The sequence below is a fragment of the Pseudomonas sp. WS 5503 genome (assembly GCF_012985385.1).
GTDB classification, from domain to species: domain Bacteria; phylum Pseudomonadota; class Gammaproteobacteria; order Pseudomonadales; family Pseudomonadaceae; genus Aquipseudomonas; species Aquipseudomonas paracarnis.
Genome location: NZ_JAAQWI010000016.1, coordinates 17,678 through 33,498 on the forward strand (window position 1 = coordinate 17,678; position 15,821 = coordinate 33,498).

The following is a 15,821-nucleotide window of genomic DNA, read 5'->3' on the forward strand; positions in this document are numbered from 1 at the left end:
TCCTAGGTTGACGGTTTCCATTCCTTACTTGCGGTACTGAAAGCCAACACGGTCAGTAACCCCATGCTGACGACCATCCTGTTCGAAAATACCCATGTGACCCGCAAGCCAGGCCCGATGAAATACGGTCTTGCTGATGATCTTGCGCACAATGCGCGGCAACAGGCGGGCAGCGTAACCAATCATGTAGCAGCGGAAGGCGATGGATTCCATGTGGACACTCACAATCGAAGAGTCTTAAGTTGAGGTAATGCTCACCTGGAGAGGGGCGTGCCGCCACCATCATGGAAGGCAGAGCTCCCGATCAGATCCACGAGGTCAGAGTCTTCCACCAACCCTTGTCCTTCTTGTGCCGGATATGAGTGCGCGCGGCCAGCTTGTCCTGGTATTTACGGCAGGTTCCATTCAGCGACTTTCCAGCTGCAGTCTTAACGATTACTCGATCGCCGAGTTTGTGGTTAACACAGGCAGCGAATGCTGCCGGGGTAGGTGATGGGCCGCGGTCACGCGCAGCCTGGCTGGCGCTAGCCGGTGAGGTGAGAATGACCGAAATGCTGCCCGCGATGAGGGCACAGAGGATGAGTTGACTGGGGGAAAGGCGTTTCATGGAGGTCTAGCACCTAGGCAGTTCTTGATCTGCCAAGCGTGCGGATCATGCCACGTCGATGCAACTCATAAGCATGGCCCCAAATTTAAACCGCCGGCGGGGACGCAACCCCAAAAGGAAAACGGACATCCTCACTCGAGAATTGTCCGTTTGGCATTTGTTTGCGATCAATCTGGGGTTTGTGCAGATGTCTTGATTGGATGCGGTTCCCAGCTCTTACGCTTGTGCATATGTCGGGTGGTAAAGTGAGCAGGCCATCCAAGCTGTTTCAAGATCCACCGACACAAGCTGCTGGCGCTATAGGTCCACCGATCAATCAGCTTAAGCTCGGCCAGGCTCTTAACACCGCACTCACGCTCATCGCGCAGATCGGACTCAAATCCGAACCAGGGCTTCAAGCGGCTTTGGTAGCGATCAGGCACGAGCAGATCCCCCACGCACTCTGCAGTGAAGCTCCCGCCAATGACTTCAATACCTGTCTTGCTCTGATCGTGATTGGAAAGAACGAAGCCGAAAGCCATGTAGAACCGATTGCGCTGCTCGCGTGCTTTTTCAGTGCTGGCGTCGATATCGGCAAGGGAACCGGGTTCAATTGTGTAGCCGGCAACATCCTGCTTGGTAAGCCACTCGATTACGTTGGACATGAGTGCTGGGCCCAGGCCTACACCTTTCTTGTGCATTATCAATTGACCAGTAGGCCCGAACTTCACGCATTGGGTTTGATGGCAAATTACGACCGACACCTGATTGTTCCAGGTATGGAATGAGGATCCGCTGGCTGCCGGGTGGACTGCGCGCGCCCTGTAAAACTCGTAGTGGCCCATGTGCCGTGATTCTGGGGATGTACGGGTGTACTCAGTGATGACCGGATAGACCTCCCGACGATCTCCAGCGGGAACCTCGTATACGAACAGATCCTTGACGGTACAGAGCTGCTCGAGCTCGTTGGAAATACGCTTCAGTGACACAACTTGTCCTTAGCCATTTAGGGGCAGTATTACCGGGTGCCAGTATAGTGAGACAGTAAATTTAGGGGCAGGGGCAGGGGCAGGACCTAGGTTCCCGCGCAAGCTGAAGAAATCAGCGCAGAAATCGGTATGTTTTGCTCCTTGAGTCCACCGATGTAGCCCTCGCAGGCGGCCTTCCTTGAGCGAGGGTCAAGCTTTTCAAGCTCAGCGGCTGTAAGTTCATCTCGTTGGCGGTTTTCCGCGTTGAGTTGATCTTGATGTGCAGCATTTGCGGCCGCATGCTTTGCAGCGAAATATGGCTCAAGGATCAGCGCCTTACCAGCCAGGCCGATAGCGATGCCAATCGTTGCGCCGCAGACAGCATAAATCAGTGTTTTTCGATTGCTCATATTTTACCTAGTTGCCAGTGGCGTCTTGGGCAGGAGAAGACTTCGCGTTGTAAAGGTACCAAACTCTAACGCCAGTGAAGCCGGATGATACTGCAACTCCGGTCATCTCATACCTATAAATAGTTTCTACATTGATCAATGCTACTCCTGTACGGCCGAGCCATTGATTAACATCGTCCATCAAATCTTCAGTTGAAGACTCTTTAATACCCAGTATTCCCGTTTTCGTCTTGTTAAAATCTTTGAAGTAAAGTTTCCTAACCACGTCCATAGCAGTTTCACCGCTCGCTTAGTTTTGATGGAATGACTATTTCCAACGTATCGATTTCTTCATAACACTATAACTTGACGTGGGGTTAGTCTGTAATCAGGTTGAGGTGGTGTGCCTAGTGTCGGGGTTCAGTAGCTAAGATCCGCAGGCGCTCCGGATAAGCTCGCGGGCGTGACCGGCATCAGAAGCGTGACCTTCGCTAACCAGCCAATCGCACGTGGAGGCAACGCCCGCAGTATTAACCGCGGCTTTTATCGTGCCTACCAGGCGCGGTTTCAGCCCGCCTGGTTGGACTAATTTCGACTTGCCGGGGCTCGCGTCTCCATTACGCGCGACAGAATTGAAAAGCTCGTAGGTTGCCTGACCAAGAGTCGTAAATGTCATCTGATCCCTGTTCTGATCGTCGACCCCTAAGACCACGAGACCTTTTCGCTCCAGGCCCTGAGCCGCACGCTTCTCTCCAGGCTCAACCGGCAGAACCGTTCCTGCTTGCGGGTCAGGGTATATGTGCTCGATGATGGAAGCGATCAGCGCTTCTTCGCCTGGCGAGAGCTTAACTGCAGTCATGGTAGTGAGTCCGATTCTGTATGCTGAATTATATTGTCCGGGCAATGCAGGCTACGACCTTTTGAAGTCCATCAGCTAAGACTTCCCGGGTGTCTGTCAAACCGTAGGGAATTATTGAGACCATCTTCGTATCGGGCGCGATCCAGTACACAGTGGTTCGAGCGCCATCTGCGTCGGATCCAGGATCTTAAATGATCACTGTGTCGCCGGCGTTCAGGTCCTCGATACAGATGCCATGATCAAACCCCAAGCTCAGATTTGATTCGCTAATGTCGAGTTATGCATCGCAACTACGTATGCCGACAGGGCAGCGTCGCCTTGGAAATGACCGATGCGCAAGGTGCCATTCTCGGACTCTCCCGCCACAAAAATCTCACCGGCGCAGTTGGTTTCCCAGGGCACCTTTACCTCATCTGACAAGGCGTTCAGTAGGGCGGTGCGCTCTTCTGGTGTCATTGACGGTTAACCTTTCACTTTGCTGCGTGTTTAGGGGTAAAGCCAACATTACACACGATTAGCCGTCCAGCTGCTTGGATCCGTACTCAGTTTCCATGTCCGACTTGAAGCGTTCTGCCTTGAGCCTGCTAGCGAAGTGATAGATGACCGGATCTTGAGCGGGGTCTGCATGGGTGTCTTCGACGAGCCAAGGCTTCTTAGAGCTGCCCTCGTTCTTGCGCAGCGTGAATCGAACCTGATCCGAAGGTTTGACCCATTGTTCTTGTTCGGAACTCCACACCACTGAATTGCCAGCTTCACAGCTGTTCCAGCAGCGACCGTTGAGGTACTCGCCAGCCTCGTTCTGATGCTCGGTGGCTACCAGGCCAGTGTCTTCACAGATGGCGCAGCAGAAGTGCTTGAAGAGTGGTGTGGTGCTGACGACAGCGCCGGCGATGGCAGCGACAGTCTGAAGTGTCTCGGCTTGCGTGTTCATAGTTTTGCTCCTGGGTTAACGATGGAGCAATTCTCTGGCCCTTTAACCCGTGCCAGAACCACCCAGAGTCATCATTTCTAGCCTAGGTAGCTTTAGCCCAAAGTGTGCCCTTGCTGCCGGCAGTTAGGGTCGCCTGGGCTGTTTAACGGGATGGATTGACACCGGGCTACTCAGGCCTACGCTGAAATAGAGATCACACCGGCATCTAATGGTGTTCACCATTCATTCGAGGTCTGCGATGAATAAGGCAGAACTGAGCAAACTGTTGGAAGAAAAGGTTTCTGACAAGTTGAAGGATGGGTACGAAATTCTCAACTATGCGATGGATGCGGCGAGTCGGGACAAGCTCAAGCGGGATTTGAAGGTCCATGGCCGCAACGTACCGCATGAGGATGGTAAGGAAGATGAGTGGCGCAATTACCTATGGCAAGTGGAGCGTGGCATCTACCAGGGTGATGCTCGGACCAAACAGTTTCAGATTGAAGCTGTTCAGACCTTACAGCCAGAAAGCGCCGGAGAGACAACCTCATCCAGCGCAGGATTGTGGAAGGCGAGGCGCCATTAAGGAGTTGGAAGCATTTCAGCGCTAGCGTCTTCGTGCGCTTCGACCTGCCGCCAGAAATGGGTGACTGCGTCACGAGCCAGATTACCGCGGTATACGTCGCCGGCATATTCATTCTCGTGCCCGAGGTATGGGCTATTGATCACGAGGGTGCCACTCTCTTTGCTTTGTGCCGCATGGGCACTGTCCATGACCAGGACCTCGGCCGGGCGATCGGTAAAGATGAAGGTGTGAGCGCCACCATCCATCCCCATGGCAACGCGTACAGGTTTCAGCAGCGCCAGCAGTCCATTGCATACGGACTGGGCCGCCAGCATGCTCTCCGACGTCATGAGCTGATAGGGCTCGTCCGGAAACCCATCTTCATACCCGACGACGCGCCAGGCCTCACCGGCGAAGCGGGCCATACTCACCTCGGAGTGTGGATCCTGCCCTGCATCAGCCCTGAGGTATACGTCGCCGTCACAGTGGTCGATCATGGCCATCTGAGCACCTCCAGGCTGCTGGGACAGGATCAGAGACAGGTTAGGGTGTTCGGCCAGGCTCACTTCGTTGCGAACTGGTTCCAGTACACCTTCCACTTGGCGCGGGTCGATTGGAATGTATTGAGATTCGATGCCGTACATGACACGAATGCAGCGCTGAACCTCGAACTTGATGAACACTGGTTGGCCTGGTTCGTTGATATGCTGGGTAGGGATCATATGGGCAGTTCCGTGAGTGAATTGATGGGTTAATCATCACGTTGGCCTAGGTGTGCCAGAACCCCCTAGGGTTTAAACTGGCCTGCCTCTTCTATGGATGACTGACAATGCACCAGAATCGGTTTTCGTCGCCTGCAGTTAGCAGATTCGGCTTCACTCTCGTTTCCGCAGCTGGGGCATTAATCTTGGTGGGTTGCACCGCAAGCCCGGCTAGCGTTGAGTCCTCTGCATACGATACGGCGATGGCCCAACAAAACACCGCTGTCAGATCGGTTCAGGTTTACAAGTCAATTCCAGAGGGCGCCATTGGGGTTCGCTCTGTCATGGCGGCCGCTTGTGGTAGCGATGCAAATGACTTAGGGCCAGATGAGAACTACATCCTGACGGGCTTGAAGATGAAGGCTTACAAGAGCGGGGCTAATGGCCTGTCGATGGTCGACATCCAAAAAATGCCAGACCCCAAAGGTCACTGCGATGCTGGATTCTCGGTGGGTGGCAGTGCCAAGGCCTTCACCGTCCAGCAGTAGGTCTGAATTAGCTGGCGCTGGGGATCTGCTGCATCAGTTGATGGACCTTCGCGACAATATCATCCACTTTTGCGCTTGCCGGCAGATCCAGCATATTGCGAAGGGTAAGGATCGCATTAGAAGCAGAGCTGGCCGCTTCCCGGTTCGATTGGGCCATTACTGTAGAGTTTGCCAGTTGATCCAGGCTCCAGCAGGTGTCTTTGATATCCATCGTGGTCTCCAGTGTTTTGATGGTTTCCAGTGTCGGTCCGCTCTGGATGTGCCACCAGCTGCAGGCTTCACTTGGAATGAATTCCGTTGCGGGGGTTTGAGTTGCCAGGCGGATAACCTTTGGCATCATGGCGGTCTGCCTGAGTTCAGGCTCGGCTAGCCCGATCTTGCGTCCAAAGAGAAAGCATCAACAGATCTAGAACATGAGGTTTTGCGGACATGAACACAGCTACCACGGCCACTGAAAGCCACATGAGTCACGAGATGCAGTTGGCTACATTGCTGGGAATCAAATCCTTGTTCAATGACGGTTTCAATGTCACTGCCATTGCTGGCATCCTCGAAGGGAAGGTCAAGGCCGCAGATGAGCGAGGCGGGTGGGAAAAAGCCAAAGCGAATGTAGATCAGGGCGCACCTTTCAACATTAGCTTGATCGGAACCGGCTTGTTCTCTCCTTCCGTCGAAAGGATCTTCGCGATCGTCGATCGGTCTGACAGAGCGATTGAAACGGCGATCGAGTTACTGAAAACAATCCGTTGAAGATACTCTAATCATCAGCATCGTGGTGATGATCGCACTCAGATGACATGGGTGGCATATAGAGACCAATTGAGGCGGCATGATGCGGCCACGGTGGTTGATAAATCTAGATGCTGCCCTGGTCTCCTATTGCGATGCCAATCTCAAGGGGTCAGCACATAGACCGTTGCCATCACCTCCCGCGGCTTTGCATTAAACGATCTTGCCGACCCACATGGCAGTGGTGACATCTCGGCTGCGCTGAAATTTGACCCAGACAAAATTGGGGTCAATCTGAGGGTAGCCAGGGAAACCGACCGGCGCCGTTGTCATCAACGCCCATAGCTCAGTGAATCCCGAACCACCCTCGGCCTGGCTAACCAGCACGTATCCACGATTTTGCTCTTTGATGATCTTGAGGATCTCGCCGAGAACCAGAACAGGGAACGCTTGAGGCTCATCGATCACCACGGGGAGGTGTGGGTCTTTGCTCACCTGGTACCAGAACCAGTTTGCGTTCGAGCAATCCGACGTGCGTCCATTCAAGTAAACTGCGTTGGGCAGTGCGGCTTGAAGGAAAGTGGTTTTGCCGCTGGCAGCTTTACCGGTTAACAGCACGGCTTTGCGTTCCTCAAGCCATTGCTGAACGGTCGAAGCCGTCAACTCACGCGCTGCATCACCGGCGGTTTGATGCACCAGATTAACGAGCGCCAACCGATCAGCCTTTGTCAGAAGCTTCGCCTTGATGCCGAGCAGACCTGGAGCTTCAATGGATATCTTATCGCGGTGCGAAATGCTGTTCCGCGGGTAAAGGCCAACCTTGAGCTTACCGGCGAGCATGGCTGTCTTGATGTCTTCGTAGAACATGGTTCATTCCATCAGATCGGATTTCAGGCGAATCATCGCGCCAAGTGGGGTTGAGTATATCGACAGGTAGAAATGCAACCACAGACGAACTCATCAAAATTTATTTTGATGCTTCTGGCACTGGCTGGGCAGGGCAAAATAGTGACATCAACTTGAGACACTAAACGCACAGTTCCGGAGTACCCATGAACGACCTCCCCGAAGCTACACCTGCTCAAATCGCCGCCCTCAAGCTGCAAGTGCCTGGCATCGTTAATCACATCAATGACTTCCAGATGAGTACGCTTGCGGCAAATATGACCTTTGAGCTCGCGCCATCGGTGACCGTAGGCTTCCACCTCAACCAGCTGGTACAAGATGGACTGGTGACTGAGGAAAACCTTGTCGATGTGGTCCGGGCTATTCGCATTTCCTTGCTTGGGCCAAGCATGGCCGCGGAGATCGATGGGGCGATCGGCGCTCAAGGCTATGCAGTGAAACCAGTATTCGGAGGCGACGATTCTCCATCGTTTGCCTATTCAGTCGGCCTGACTGGCACCGTTGGGTTTGAGCTAATCTCGATGGCCGGGATGGATCATCAGCTGAATGCCTATATGGTCAACGTATACGCTGAATTGGCAAAGGCTGGCGAGGTGATTGAGCAAGAGCGCACCGACCTCGTCGAATTGTCATCAGTGCCCGGGCAGGGCCTGCGTACGAAGTGCGTGCCAGTTGACGCATCAGCGGCCATGGAGACGCATGTTTGCGATGTACGTGGTGAGGTCGAGCGGGTCTATCAGGTTTTGGTTGCAGACAAACACAACCTGTTCCCAGATGAAGAAGGCTACGAGCAGGCATTTCTGCAGCCGCGCTTCCCTGCACCTAAAAAACCTGCCTCGCATTGATTCAGCCCTGCAGGTGGCCCTCAAATTGGGCTGCCTGTCTCCTCTTAAGACGAGTAGTACCCGTCGCAGGGCCCATCGTATCGACTCAGCTCATCCATGCGCTCTTCAAAATTTCGCGGCCCAGTCAGCCACATTGAATCGGCTGAAGCTCTCGATTCGTACTGCCAGCGCTCCTGCCCTTCGAAATGCACGTCCGTGGTTACGATTACCGGTAGTTCTGTGCTCGATGCGTTAGGTGGCTCCGGAATATCGGGCTTACCGCCTACGTACCAATCCCAGGCAGCTTTTGCGGTTTCAAAAAGGGGGCGAAAGGCATAGCAAACGGTGCAGTCATAAATGAGGTAAAGCTTACGGCCATCCTCAAATTCAACCATTGCCAATGATCTCGACATTTTATTCCGACTCGATATTAGGATTAAAAGTACCTGACTGTTAAGGCTTAGTGCTGACTCAGCGGACTCTAGGTTTTAGATAGGGCCGGGCTCGCTCAATCGTTCTGTCGCAATCCTCGATGAGGTCCTTAAGAGCTCTTTGCATAGCCTCCTCTGGATTGCATGGTTTTGTGAAGTATTTAGCTGACTCAGCTAAGAAAAACCTTTCCTTTTCAGTTAAGAATTTAGCTTTCAGGTTGATAAGTTTAGAACCTTTAAGGCTAGTGACCACTATCGAATTATCAGCATCATCGATATTTATCGCCAGCTCCCCGGCTTCAAACGCTTTCAACAAACTCTTGTAAAACATGACACTCTCCTTGGGAAAATTATGGGTGTCTAAAAGTTGTCAACTTGTGATTGGCGATGACAGGCTTTTTCATGGGTTATAACTAAGTTTAGGTTTTGATCAGTCATTAACAGGCCCTTTGACTGTAGATCAGCTTAGCATGGTCATTGACGGGGAGTCATTGATCCAGACTAAATCGGGCCTCTCCATCATTGTTCTGCCGCTTGCTTGTTCGGTTCAGGGTCGCCACCACACGAAATCGCTATTAGGCAGGTTAACAACAGAATAGGGCCTAGGGCGGGAAGGATGGTAACTAAACCCACCGCAGTCCTGATGGCGAATGGTTGAGTGGAGATGAAGTCCCGTGTCCATTCTCCGCACACTGACATCATCGCGTAATACGACGGAATCACGCCCAGTAGAATTGAGCTTAATGTCAGCACTCCAAAGGGAATGCACCATAGGGAATGTTGTATACCCAGTTTCAATGCGATGCACAGCGACCAGGCCGCGACTAGGAAGGTTACCCATTGAATGTAGGCCGCGGGCATCAAGCTAGTGCCGCCGTCGGTGATGATTCCCGACACGTGCTCCCACATTTGGGCTCGCCATTGCTCGATAGCGGGCACTACAGCTATGAGCCCGGACAGCATAGCAATACATAGAACACCGACCCCTAAGTTAAGGGTGCAGGACAAAACTGTATTTCTCACCAAGTTTTCTTGATTGCTCATAATCATCCAATTTTGATTACATGCTCATGGTTCGCCCAGGACAGGCAGGGCTATCCCAGAGTCAGTTGTTGTCAGCTTGTGCTGATATCGGTTCATGGGTGGGCTCGTCCGTAGTGCAAGAACATCCACACTCAGGACAGTCTGCGAAGTAACCAATGACGGTCACCTCGGGTTTGAATCCGTTCCAGGGGCAACGCGAACATGCGAAGGTCCACCGCGCTGTAGTTTTGGCGTCTATCGCATCCGTAATCGAGTCCATCAATGCTCCTTTCACCGATCAGGGTGAGCTCCAGGCAGAGGGCTGAATGCTGGTTTGGTTTTCTGCTTTTCACGTATCCTCGCCATCACATCTGGGCTGCTGATTCGATCGAGCTCTACTTCGCCGGACTGGTGCATAGCCAGACTGTTGGCGTAGCAGAGAGCAGCCAGTGTCACCATAACGCCGCCCACCTCTTGCGACTGCTCGCCAACATCCCGTCCAAATACGTAGTCGACCAACTGGTGAGCCTCGTCTGAGGTCAAGGAGCATGCTTGAACCAACTCAAGGGCTTCTTCAAGAAACCGTTGGTTGCGCTCTTGTGTGTCTTGGGCGATCGCATGTCCAAAGCACTCGACCAGCCAGGGTGCCACGCGCGATTGGAATGAGGCTCTTTGCAGCGAGGGCCATACATAGACCGGCCCTTGTTCGTTAAGCCAACCTTGAACGTCACTACCGGACCACATTTTCCGAAGCATGGTCGGAAACGCCAACTGGGCCAGGCCCTCACCGCGGAAACGAGGCGACGGCTGACTGGTGTACAGGCATACCTCTGTTCCGGCGGGGAGGGCATCAAACTGCCGGGCAAACTCGGGGCTGAAGGTCACCATAGGTTCGTCAACTTCATTGCCTCGGTGCACAACAATCAGCTTCACCGATACCGGTTCATTCTGAAGGGCCTGAAGTTGAGCGAGTGCAGCATCACGTTCTGCCTCTGCTCGAGCGATAGTGTCGTTAAGGATGCCCCGGATCTGCTCGGAACCTGGGCGCTCAGTCTCGAGGGCCTCTTGGAAGTGATCAGCCGTTTCTTGGAATAGGGTAGCTACGCCCGGTCGGCGAACTTCGTGTTTGTGTAGCGCCTGGCGCACGCGATCCCGGTAGGACGGCGTCATGGACACACTGTAAATCCCTGCATCGTCGCGGGCCAGTGACTCCCGTAGTAAGGAAAGCAATTCATCGTTTGCTGCCTGAAGCTTTTCGCGGGCCTTACCGGTGTTGAGAACCATGTCGTTAAGTCGAGCTACCTGGCGCTGGAGGGATTCAGTGCGTGGATCCTGGGGCGACTCAGGTGCAGCATTGCATGCCGCCTCCCAGGCATCAGCCATTTCAACGTCATCAATGCAGCGCCGCTTGGAGTACCAGGCCTCTGCAAATGCCACTTCCATGTCAACGGTGAGCGGTAAAGGCACGGTGATCCAGCGTTGGATGTCAGTCATGATGCACCTCGTGAGTGTGGGTTGTAGGGGAGGCTACGGGCAGTCGGTTAGATGCCATTGATGTGTCTCTTGAACTCGATGCACCAAACCCAGGGGTTTGCCTCCCAGCTGCCGGGGCCGTGCTTCTCTTCCCACAGGTCGATGAAGGCTTCGCGGGCGGTCAGCCATGGGGTCATTAACCGTCGGGGGCCTTCACGGCCAACCCAGCACCCGCTGCCATCACGCGCCTGACGCACGCCCTCGCCGATGATCTCTTGATCACTGATGTCGTGTAGGCGTTGAATTTTGAGCCCGGTTATCTCGAGGGTCAGTCGGCTTGCTTTCCGCGGCATGCAACGACTGGAGCGCCACCTGAAAGGTACGTGCTCATCATGCTCTGGACTGTAGATGCCTCGGACTCCGTCCTTTTCATCTATCTCATAGCTGCGATCGTCATCCGCGCGATACCAAGTGGTGGTGAAAGGGTAATGGTTAGCGAAGTCCTGGCTCCAGGCTTCGCGCACCCAAAGCAGATCCCCAGCTTGGCCAAAGGGGCAGAGCTCATCAGCGTGGCTCGCAACCCATGCTGGGGATTGGTCGATCAGCCACTGTCGTGCAGCGCCTTTAACGATCAGTCTAGTGACGTTGCTGGCACCGTTCTGGAATGCACGAACCTTCTGGCCCGTAAATTCGATTGCGCGCTCTCGCCGCTTAGCCGGCGCTGCGTTCATTTGTAAACCGCCGGCTGGACGGGGGCGTGTTTACGGCTCACTGCATTCCAATTCACGGGCAGAGCTTGTTCAGTGAACGCTTGGACAGATTTGTTGCAGCCCGGGCAGCGAACTGCGAATGCTGCCATATCGGCACCGCAACGTTCACGGCCTAGTGGTCCTGGGTGTCCACAGTTACAGGGGGAAAACTCACCGGGTGGTTGAGGGTGCTCATCGGTGGGACTCAACCGAGTGTTCTCGTACAAATGAATGGGGCGCATGGCATGTTCCAGAGCGAATTCGGGACGTTCATACTGCGGGGCATATTGGTGTGCCAGAAGCATCGACCCCAACTTGATGGTTAATAAACTAACGCGGGAACATCAGAGAACAGAGTCAAAACCGGTGTGCGGAATCCGATGCCTTGGCTTGATCACCACCAGCAACTGGTAACGGCGGAGCAATCTCAAGGAGCAGTGCAGCTGCCGCGGCGTTCAGCGTGCATAGCGTTGGGCATAGGCTAGAGCAGCTTTACGGGTGCCGTGGCCACCGTCGTTCCATACGTGGCCATCTACGAACTGAACGGTTACACGCCAGTCGCGCATACGAGTCCGCTTGCCAGTACGAAAATCCCGAGCGCAGGCATAAGCCTCGATTTTTTTCACTTCTTTCTCGTTGATGACCATCTGATGCCCCTTTCTGCTGTGGCGTCCATTATCGTGGTCAATAGGTGTGTCAGAAGCCCACGGGGCCCCGATCCAGCAGCGGATTGTCCAGCAGCGCGATTCTGTAAGCTGGGATATCCTTGAACCAATTCAAATCCCTCGTTTCTGAATCAGAGGTAACAGCAGTGGACGCAAAGAAGCTCAGCCAGATTGCAGATTTTGTTCGTGATGAGCGCCGTCTAGACGCGGCATTCGTCAATGTCCTGGAAGGCATTGAGAGTGGTGCCATCGCTGCTAGTGACTTGCCGATCTCGGCAGCGCCTGTGCAGCGAGTAACGTTCGGGCAGGGTGATGCTGAATATGCTGCCGGCATGGTAGAGAAGGTTTCAGGTGTGGCCCTGAATGATTCTCAGCGCACTGCTCTGTTGAGAGTTGTCCAGGACATGCCTTCAGGCGGCACCTTCTCTGCTCTAGTGGCTGAAGTGGCCAAAATTGTGTCCCTTTCTGCCCTCGCTGAGGGATTGAAAGAGGTTCTGACAGCTGGGATTTACGACAGCATCTTCACTCAAACAGCTAGCTAATCCCGAAACGTCAGCCCTTTGTCCCTTAAGGGGTCAGCCTGAAGGCGCTCCGATGCTCCCTGCGTATCCATGTCGGTTGAACAGATTTTCAGCCCCGCTTTATGGCTTCAGGCACGCCAGACTAGGCGGTATTGTGTTTTCTCTATCAGCGCCGTCCTCTTGGTGCTGAACCACAACTGACTGGAATCAACCGATGGCATGGATCACTGCAAAAGACCGACTTCCAGCACCAGGCACGACCGTCCTGTGCAAGCTTCGCCACTGGAATACCAAGGCAACCGTTGAAGAGAAGCTCACCAGGGTAGATGAGGGTGACTGCACCTGGCGTACCGCTGGCGATGGCTGCGAGATCAGTTACGACTGGGATGTGATCGAATGGGAGGAATAAGCGAAAAGCCTATCGAGTACGCCGTGATGTATCGTGAACACTTCACCATTAGGTGCTTCTGGCACGCGGCGTACTCAGTTTTACTGTCACCATCAAAATGGACATATGGGCGGGATGAGGTATGAGTTTGCCAGAGTGGGTCAAAGTGAAGTGCAGGGCGGTTATTCGCCAGCCAGTGAATTGTATGAGCGACAGGGTAGACAGCGTTCGTGCTGAGGCCTACAAGCACGGTTACCTTTGGGACCACCTTGCTCGGGAGTTCGTCTACGTCGGTGATACACCGCCTCAACCAACTCCATTGCCTGCCAGTAACTTCAATTTATAGGTAAAGAGTATGAAATCAGCACTGGAACTCTGCATTGACGCGAAAGCGGATCGCTTCCTTGTACAGGATGATGGCGTTGTGTTTTTGCAGACATATGGCGGAGCGACTGTTGAACTGGTTGGCACAGATGCAACACCTTACCTCAAGGTCGCTAAAAATATGCGTACTGGGGACCGCAAAAAGACGAATGAACTCGTTCCGATCAGTTTGCGTTCGGATTGGAAATTGAGCGTCCAACGGCAGGATGGGTACACAGTCTGGACTGTGTATAGCCAGATACTTCCGAGTATTTCTGCCGAATTCCTTGCCTCGATTGAGGCTCAAACCAACACGCCAGGCTAGCACTGAAAAGAATGCTCCACGAGCAGGGTGGTGGCACGTGTAAAGCGCAGTAAAATATTACCATCTCAACAACGGCTGGATTGGGGAGTGGCCTGGAGTACCGATTGACCGGGATAGCCTGACCTTCATCGGGAAATCAAACGTCATGCCAGGCCGCTCCCCAATACAGCCCTAACTACAGGAATCGACCGATGGATAATTCGACCGCTGCCAAAAATGCACGCGCTTTTCCACCAGAGCTGGTTGCCAAACTTGGGCTCATTCCAGATTCTGTTATCGCGAAGCTGGCTGAGGCGCTCCCGCTGCATGGTCATAACTTCGCAATGCTTAAGCCTGCGGAACTGGAGGTGTTCGACTTCTTCCGCAAGCAAGGCCGCAAGTATGGTGTCGTCGCCTCAATCGTCAGCGATGCTGACCCTGTTGAGTTAGCTAAGGCCTCCTCGCAGAAGCAACAGGACGAAGTCATGCGCCGTACTAACAGTTCTGTTTCAATCGTCCTGAGCTAAAGAGTCAAGTCAAGATGAAGCCTGCCCAGCGTAGAGCAGCTAATGCAGCGTCCGCTAAGGTCACAAACGAGATCGCTCGTCTAGATCGGGCTCTCCAACGGTTCACGCTCGGCACTCTCCCTCATGGCAAGCTCAGTCGTGAGTTGGAGAGCCTACGCAAGCAGGGCATGTGAGCATTTACCCTTCGTCCACCTCTGGTTCGAAACTACGGTCGAATTCCTAGCTGAGTTTCTAACCATCTACCCCGACACAATTAGCGATAGCAATAGACTATTTGTGTGCCGCTCCCGGAATAATACCAATTTCCGCCACTGTAGCTGAGCGACTTGGCGTTACCGCTTCCATAGTTCAGAGTGCACATTTTCCATGCGCCCAGATTTGATCCGGTCACAGCGTACGGCCCTTCAAGACCTCCGTTACCAGCCCATTGTCCGTTCTGGCAAGATAGGGTCATACCGGTAGCATCCCTCGCCAGCGCGCCATTTTCGGGGCAAGGTGTCTTGGCTGTAACAATCTTTGTTAGAACTACAGAGTCATTGAATACTGCTTTTTTCATAAACTGAGACTCGCCTTCTGCGGTCAGCAGCCCATGTAACAGGGTCGCATCCTTTACCGAGAGATTTCCGCTGAAAACCCCCGATACAGCAGCTATCTCATTTACTTCAGAAATATCATTTCCGCCGAGAAGTAATTCGGTTCTCATACGGTTGAGTTCGGCGTTTCCAGTCGCAATCCTGGAAAGCTTGGAATCAAGGGCAGGCTCGGTGCCAGGGATGCCGATTGTAGTGCGAATGAGCGATTTTGACGTGTCGACCTCCTTTGTCGATGGCAAAAGATTGGCAACAACTCCTGACCAGTCCTTGATGATGGTTTGATCAATGCTGAATGTATATTGAGTGCAGGACGGCGTAACCAGAGAGTTAAATCTGTTTTTATCTGGTGCCCCAGTGAGAAATGGAGGTACTGTATTTTGAAGAACCAAAAATGCATCTGCGCAAGTCGCGTTTCCTGGCCATTTCCCTTCTCGAATTCTGTAAGTGCGGGCTGCATCGATCAGCGTTTGTGTCTCCTGAGCTGTGATGTTCGCACGTTTCTCATTCAGATCTTCGATCAAGTTAGGCGTGGTGTAGATAACAATAATTGCCATTATTGCTAGGCCAATTGACAGTTCAAGCATCGTGAAACCTGCTTGATTCTTAATTTGAGTCGATTCATGCCGGGAGATATGTTGCCTTGACTGTACCTCTGCATGGCCAGGGCCAAGGTCTAGCTTAGGTCGCATTAGAAAGATATCCAATTGATTGAACCGTGAAAATACTGGATCCAATTAATATGTCATCCCAAAAGACCTACGTTAATTTCTAACATTTTTTAACATATTAACTTTTCGCA

At 53.1% G+C, this 15,821-nt stretch carries 24 protein-coding genes; 8 read left to right on the forward strand and 16 right to left on the reverse strand.

Annotated elements, in window-relative coordinates; genetic code table 11:
• Positions 1–24 precede the first annotated feature (24 nt).
• From HBO10_RS29515 to HBO10_RS29545, 7 genes are all read right to left on the reverse strand, one after another.
• The gene (locus HBO10_RS29515) at positions 25–213 is read right to left on the reverse strand and encodes a hypothetical protein (protein WP_169904061.1); all 189 of its coding nucleotides are present in this window, start codon (positions 211–213) and stop codon (positions 25–27) included.
• Between the two features lie 91 nt (positions 214–304).
• A complete protein-coding gene (locus tag HBO10_RS29520) occupies positions 305–607 on the reverse strand; it encodes a hypothetical protein (RefSeq protein ID WP_169904060.1) in 303 nt (100 codons plus the stop codon).
• A 167-nt stretch (positions 608–774) separates the two neighbouring features.
• Positions 775–1,575 (reverse strand): hypothetical protein, encoded by an 801-nt coding sequence (locus tag HBO10_RS29525; RefSeq protein WP_169904059.1) that lies wholly within the window; start codon positions 1,573–1,575, stop codon positions 775–777.
• Between the two features lie 86 nt (positions 1,576–1,661).
• Positions 1,662–1,964, reverse strand: a complete 303-nt coding sequence (locus HBO10_RS29530; protein WP_169904058.1) for a hypothetical protein — start codon at positions 1,962–1,964, stop codon at positions 1,662–1,664.
• Between the two features lie 406 nt (positions 1,965–2,370).
• Positions 2,371–2,802, reverse strand: a complete 432-nt coding sequence (locus tag HBO10_RS29535) for a hypothetical protein (RefSeq protein WP_169904057.1) — start codon at positions 2,800–2,802, stop codon at positions 2,371–2,373.
• Between the two features lie 252 nt (positions 2,803–3,054).
• Entirely contained in the window at positions 3,055–3,258 is a 204-nt protein-coding gene (locus tag HBO10_RS29540; RefSeq protein ID WP_169904056.1) for a hypothetical protein, read from the reverse strand.
• A gap of 58 nt (positions 3,259–3,316) precedes the next feature.
• Positions 3,317–3,733: a hypothetical protein gene (locus tag HBO10_RS29545; RefSeq protein ID WP_169904055.1), complete on the reverse strand. Its 417-nt coding sequence runs from the start codon at positions 3,731–3,733 to the stop codon at positions 3,317–3,319.
• Between the two features lie 238 nt (positions 3,734–3,971).
• Between HBO10_RS29545 and HBO10_RS29550 the strand changes: the two genes are divergently transcribed.
• Positions 3,972–4,298, forward strand: coding sequence for a hypothetical protein (locus HBO10_RS29550; protein ID WP_169904054.1), 327 nt, complete (start codon positions 3,972–3,974; stop codon positions 4,296–4,298).
• On the opposite strand, the gene HBO10_RS29555 is transcribed toward HBO10_RS29550, so the two are convergent.
• Positions 4,295–4,999: a hypothetical protein gene (locus HBO10_RS29555; RefSeq protein ID WP_169904053.1), complete on the reverse strand. Its 705-nt coding sequence runs from the start codon at positions 4,997–4,999 to the stop codon at positions 4,295–4,297. The genes HBO10_RS29550 and HBO10_RS29555 overlap by 4 nt on opposite strands.
• Before the next feature lie 242 nt (positions 5,000–5,241).
• Here HBO10_RS29555 and HBO10_RS29560 point away from each other — a divergent pair, with 242 nt between their 5' ends.
• Positions 5,242–5,526: a hypothetical protein gene (locus tag HBO10_RS29560; RefSeq protein WP_169904052.1), complete on the forward strand. Its 285-nt coding sequence runs from the start codon at positions 5,242–5,244 to the stop codon at positions 5,524–5,526.
• Positions 5,527–5,533: 7 nt separating this feature from the next.
• On the opposite strand, the gene HBO10_RS29565 is transcribed toward HBO10_RS29560, so the two are convergent.
• Positions 5,534–5,866: a hypothetical protein gene (locus HBO10_RS29565; protein ID WP_169904051.1), complete on the reverse strand. Its 333-nt coding sequence runs from the start codon at positions 5,864–5,866 to the stop codon at positions 5,534–5,536.
• 89 nt (positions 5,867–5,955) lie between these two features.
• Between HBO10_RS29565 and HBO10_RS29570 the strand changes: the two genes are divergently transcribed.
• The gene (locus tag HBO10_RS29570) at positions 5,956–6,276 is read left to right on the forward strand and encodes a hypothetical protein (protein WP_169904050.1); all 321 of its coding nucleotides are present in this window, start codon (positions 5,956–5,958) and stop codon (positions 6,274–6,276) included.
• A 192-nt stretch (positions 6,277–6,468) separates the two neighbouring features.
• On the opposite strand, the gene HBO10_RS29575 is transcribed toward HBO10_RS29570, so the two are convergent.
• Positions 6,469–7,122 carry a hypothetical protein gene (locus tag HBO10_RS29575; protein WP_169904049.1) on the reverse strand — a complete coding sequence of 218 codons (654 nt, stop codon included), beginning with the start codon at positions 7,120–7,122 and terminating at the stop codon, positions 6,469–6,471.
• 185 nt (positions 7,123–7,307) lie between these two features.
• On the opposite strand from HBO10_RS29575, the gene HBO10_RS29580 reads away from it, so the two are divergent.
• Positions 7,308–8,006, forward strand: a complete 699-nt coding sequence (locus HBO10_RS29580) for a DUF4262 domain-containing protein (protein ID WP_169904048.1) — start codon at positions 7,308–7,310, stop codon at positions 8,004–8,006.
• A gap of 450 nt (positions 8,007–8,456) precedes the next feature.
• Here HBO10_RS29580 and HBO10_RS29585 read toward each other — a convergent pair whose 3' ends face one another.
• From HBO10_RS29585 to HBO10_RS29605, 5 genes are all read right to left on the reverse strand, one after another.
• Positions 8,457–8,747 (reverse strand): hypothetical protein, encoded by a 291-nt coding sequence (locus tag HBO10_RS29585; RefSeq protein ID WP_011923066.1) that lies wholly within the window; start codon positions 8,745–8,747, stop codon positions 8,457–8,459.
• A 188-nt stretch (positions 8,748–8,935) separates the two neighbouring features.
• On the reverse strand, positions 8,936–9,460 hold the full coding sequence (locus HBO10_RS29590; RefSeq protein WP_169904047.1) for a hypothetical protein: 525 nt from the start codon (positions 9,458–9,460) through the stop codon (positions 8,936–8,938).
• 270 nt (positions 9,461–9,730) lie between these two features.
• The gene (locus tag HBO10_RS31150) at positions 9,731–10,933 is read right to left on the reverse strand and encodes a hypothetical protein (RefSeq protein WP_222937100.1); all 1,203 of its coding nucleotides are present in this window, start codon (positions 10,931–10,933) and stop codon (positions 9,731–9,733) included.
• Between the two features lie 47 nt (positions 10,934–10,980).
• Complete coding sequence (locus tag HBO10_RS29600; protein WP_169904046.1) at positions 10,981–11,643, reverse strand: hypothetical protein; 663 nt, start codon at positions 11,641–11,643, stop codon at positions 10,981–10,983.
• A gap of 473 nt (positions 11,644–12,116) precedes the next feature.
• Complete coding sequence (locus HBO10_RS29605) at positions 12,117–12,308, reverse strand: hypothetical protein (protein WP_169904045.1); 192 nt, start codon at positions 12,306–12,308, stop codon at positions 12,117–12,119.
• A gap of 119 nt (positions 12,309–12,427) precedes the next feature.
• On the opposite strand from HBO10_RS29605, the gene HBO10_RS29610 reads away from it, so the two are divergent.
• From HBO10_RS29610 to HBO10_RS29625, 4 genes are all read left to right on the forward strand, one after another.
• Entirely contained in the window at positions 12,428–12,868 is a 441-nt protein-coding gene (locus HBO10_RS29610) for a hypothetical protein (RefSeq protein ID WP_169904044.1), read from the forward strand.
• 193 nt (positions 12,869–13,061) lie between these two features.
• Entirely contained in the window at positions 13,062–13,256 is a 195-nt protein-coding gene (locus HBO10_RS29615; RefSeq protein ID WP_116827127.1) for a hypothetical protein, read from the forward strand.
• Between the two features lie 334 nt (positions 13,257–13,590).
• Entirely contained in the window at positions 13,591–13,923 is a 333-nt protein-coding gene (locus HBO10_RS29620) for a hypothetical protein (RefSeq protein ID WP_169904043.1), read from the forward strand.
• 191 nt (positions 13,924–14,114) lie between these two features.
• The gene (locus HBO10_RS29625) at positions 14,115–14,429 is read left to right on the forward strand and encodes a hypothetical protein (RefSeq protein WP_169904042.1); all 315 of its coding nucleotides are present in this window, start codon (positions 14,115–14,117) and stop codon (positions 14,427–14,429) included.
• Positions 14,430–14,682: 253 nt separating this feature from the next.
• Here the strand turns inward: HBO10_RS29625 and HBO10_RS29630 are convergent, their stop codons facing one another.
• Complete coding sequence (locus tag HBO10_RS29630) at positions 14,683–15,711, reverse strand: prepilin-type N-terminal cleavage/methylation domain-containing protein (protein WP_262378143.1); 1,029 nt, start codon at positions 15,709–15,711, stop codon at positions 14,683–14,685.
• Positions 15,712–15,821: the final 110 nt, after the last annotated feature.

Excerpts from the sequence above, each read along its gene's own strand:
- HBO10_RS29515 (WP_169904061.1), bottom strand. The coding sequence starts at position 213 with ATGGAATCCATCGCCTTCCGCTGCTACATGATTGGTTACGCTGCCCGC.
- HBO10_RS29520 (WP_169904060.1), bottom strand. The coding sequence starts at position 607 with ATGAAACGCCTTTCCCCCAGTCAACTCATCCTCTGTGCCCTCATCGCG.
- HBO10_RS29530 (WP_169904058.1), bottom strand. The coding sequence starts at position 1,964 with ATGAGCAATCGAAAAACACTGATTTATGCTGTCTGCGGCGCAACGATT.
- HBO10_RS29535 (WP_169904057.1), bottom strand. The coding sequence starts at position 2,802 with ATGACTGCAGTTAAGCTCTCGCCAGGCGAAGAAGCGCTGATCGCTTCC.
- HBO10_RS29540 (WP_169904056.1), bottom strand. The coding sequence starts at position 3,258 with ATGACACCAGAAGAGCGCACCGCCCTACTGAACGCCTTGTCAGATGAG.
- HBO10_RS29545 (WP_169904055.1), bottom strand. The coding sequence starts at position 3,733 with ATGAACACGCAAGCCGAGACACTTCAGACTGTCGCTGCCATCGCCGGC.
- HBO10_RS29550 (WP_169904054.1), top strand. The coding sequence starts at position 3,972 with ATGAATAAGGCAGAACTGAGCAAACTGTTGGAAGAAAAGGTTTCTGAC.
- HBO10_RS29555 (WP_169904053.1), bottom strand. The coding sequence starts at position 4,999 with ATGATCCCTACCCAGCATATCAACGAACCAGGCCAACCAGTGTTCATC.
- HBO10_RS29560 (WP_169904052.1), top strand. The coding sequence starts at position 5,242 with ATGGCCCAACAAAACACCGCTGTCAGATCGGTTCAGGTTTACAAGTCA.
- HBO10_RS29565 (WP_169904051.1), bottom strand. The coding sequence starts at position 5,866 with ATGATGCCAAAGGTTATCCGCCTGGCAACTCAAACCCCCGCAACGGAA.
- HBO10_RS29570 (WP_169904050.1), top strand. The coding sequence starts at position 5,956 with ATGAACACAGCTACCACGGCCACTGAAAGCCACATGAGTCACGAGATG.
- HBO10_RS29575 (WP_169904049.1), bottom strand. The coding sequence starts at position 7,122 with ATGTTCTACGAAGACATCAAGACAGCCATGCTCGCCGGTAAGCTCAAG.
- HBO10_RS29580 (WP_169904048.1), top strand. The coding sequence starts at position 7,308 with ATGAACGACCTCCCCGAAGCTACACCTGCTCAAATCGCCGCCCTCAAG.
- HBO10_RS29585 (WP_011923066.1), bottom strand. The coding sequence starts at position 8,747 with ATGTTTTACAAGAGTTTGTTGAAAGCGTTTGAAGCCGGGGAGCTGGCG.
- HBO10_RS29590 (WP_169904047.1), bottom strand. The coding sequence starts at position 9,460 with ATGAGCAATCAAGAAAACTTGGTGAGAAATACAGTTTTGTCCTGCACC.
- HBO10_RS31150 (WP_222937100.1), bottom strand. The coding sequence starts at position 10,933 with ATGACTGACATCCAACGCTGGATCACCGTGCCTTTACCGCTCACCGTT.
- HBO10_RS29600 (WP_169904046.1), bottom strand. The coding sequence starts at position 11,643 with ATGAACGCAGCGCCGGCTAAGCGGCGAGAGCGCGCAATCGAATTTACG.
- HBO10_RS29605 (WP_169904045.1), bottom strand. The coding sequence starts at position 12,308 with ATGGTCATCAACGAGAAAGAAGTGAAAAAAATCGAGGCTTATGCCTGC.
- HBO10_RS29615 (WP_116827127.1), top strand. The coding sequence starts at position 13,062 with ATGGCATGGATCACTGCAAAAGACCGACTTCCAGCACCAGGCACGACC.
- HBO10_RS29620 (WP_169904043.1), top strand. The coding sequence starts at position 13,591 with ATGAAATCAGCACTGGAACTCTGCATTGACGCGAAAGCGGATCGCTTC.
- HBO10_RS29625 (WP_169904042.1), top strand. The coding sequence starts at position 14,115 with ATGGATAATTCGACCGCTGCCAAAAATGCACGCGCTTTTCCACCAGAG.
- HBO10_RS29630 (WP_262378143.1), bottom strand. The coding sequence starts at position 15,711 with ATGCGACCTAAGCTAGACCTTGGCCCTGGCCATGCAGAGGTACAGTCA.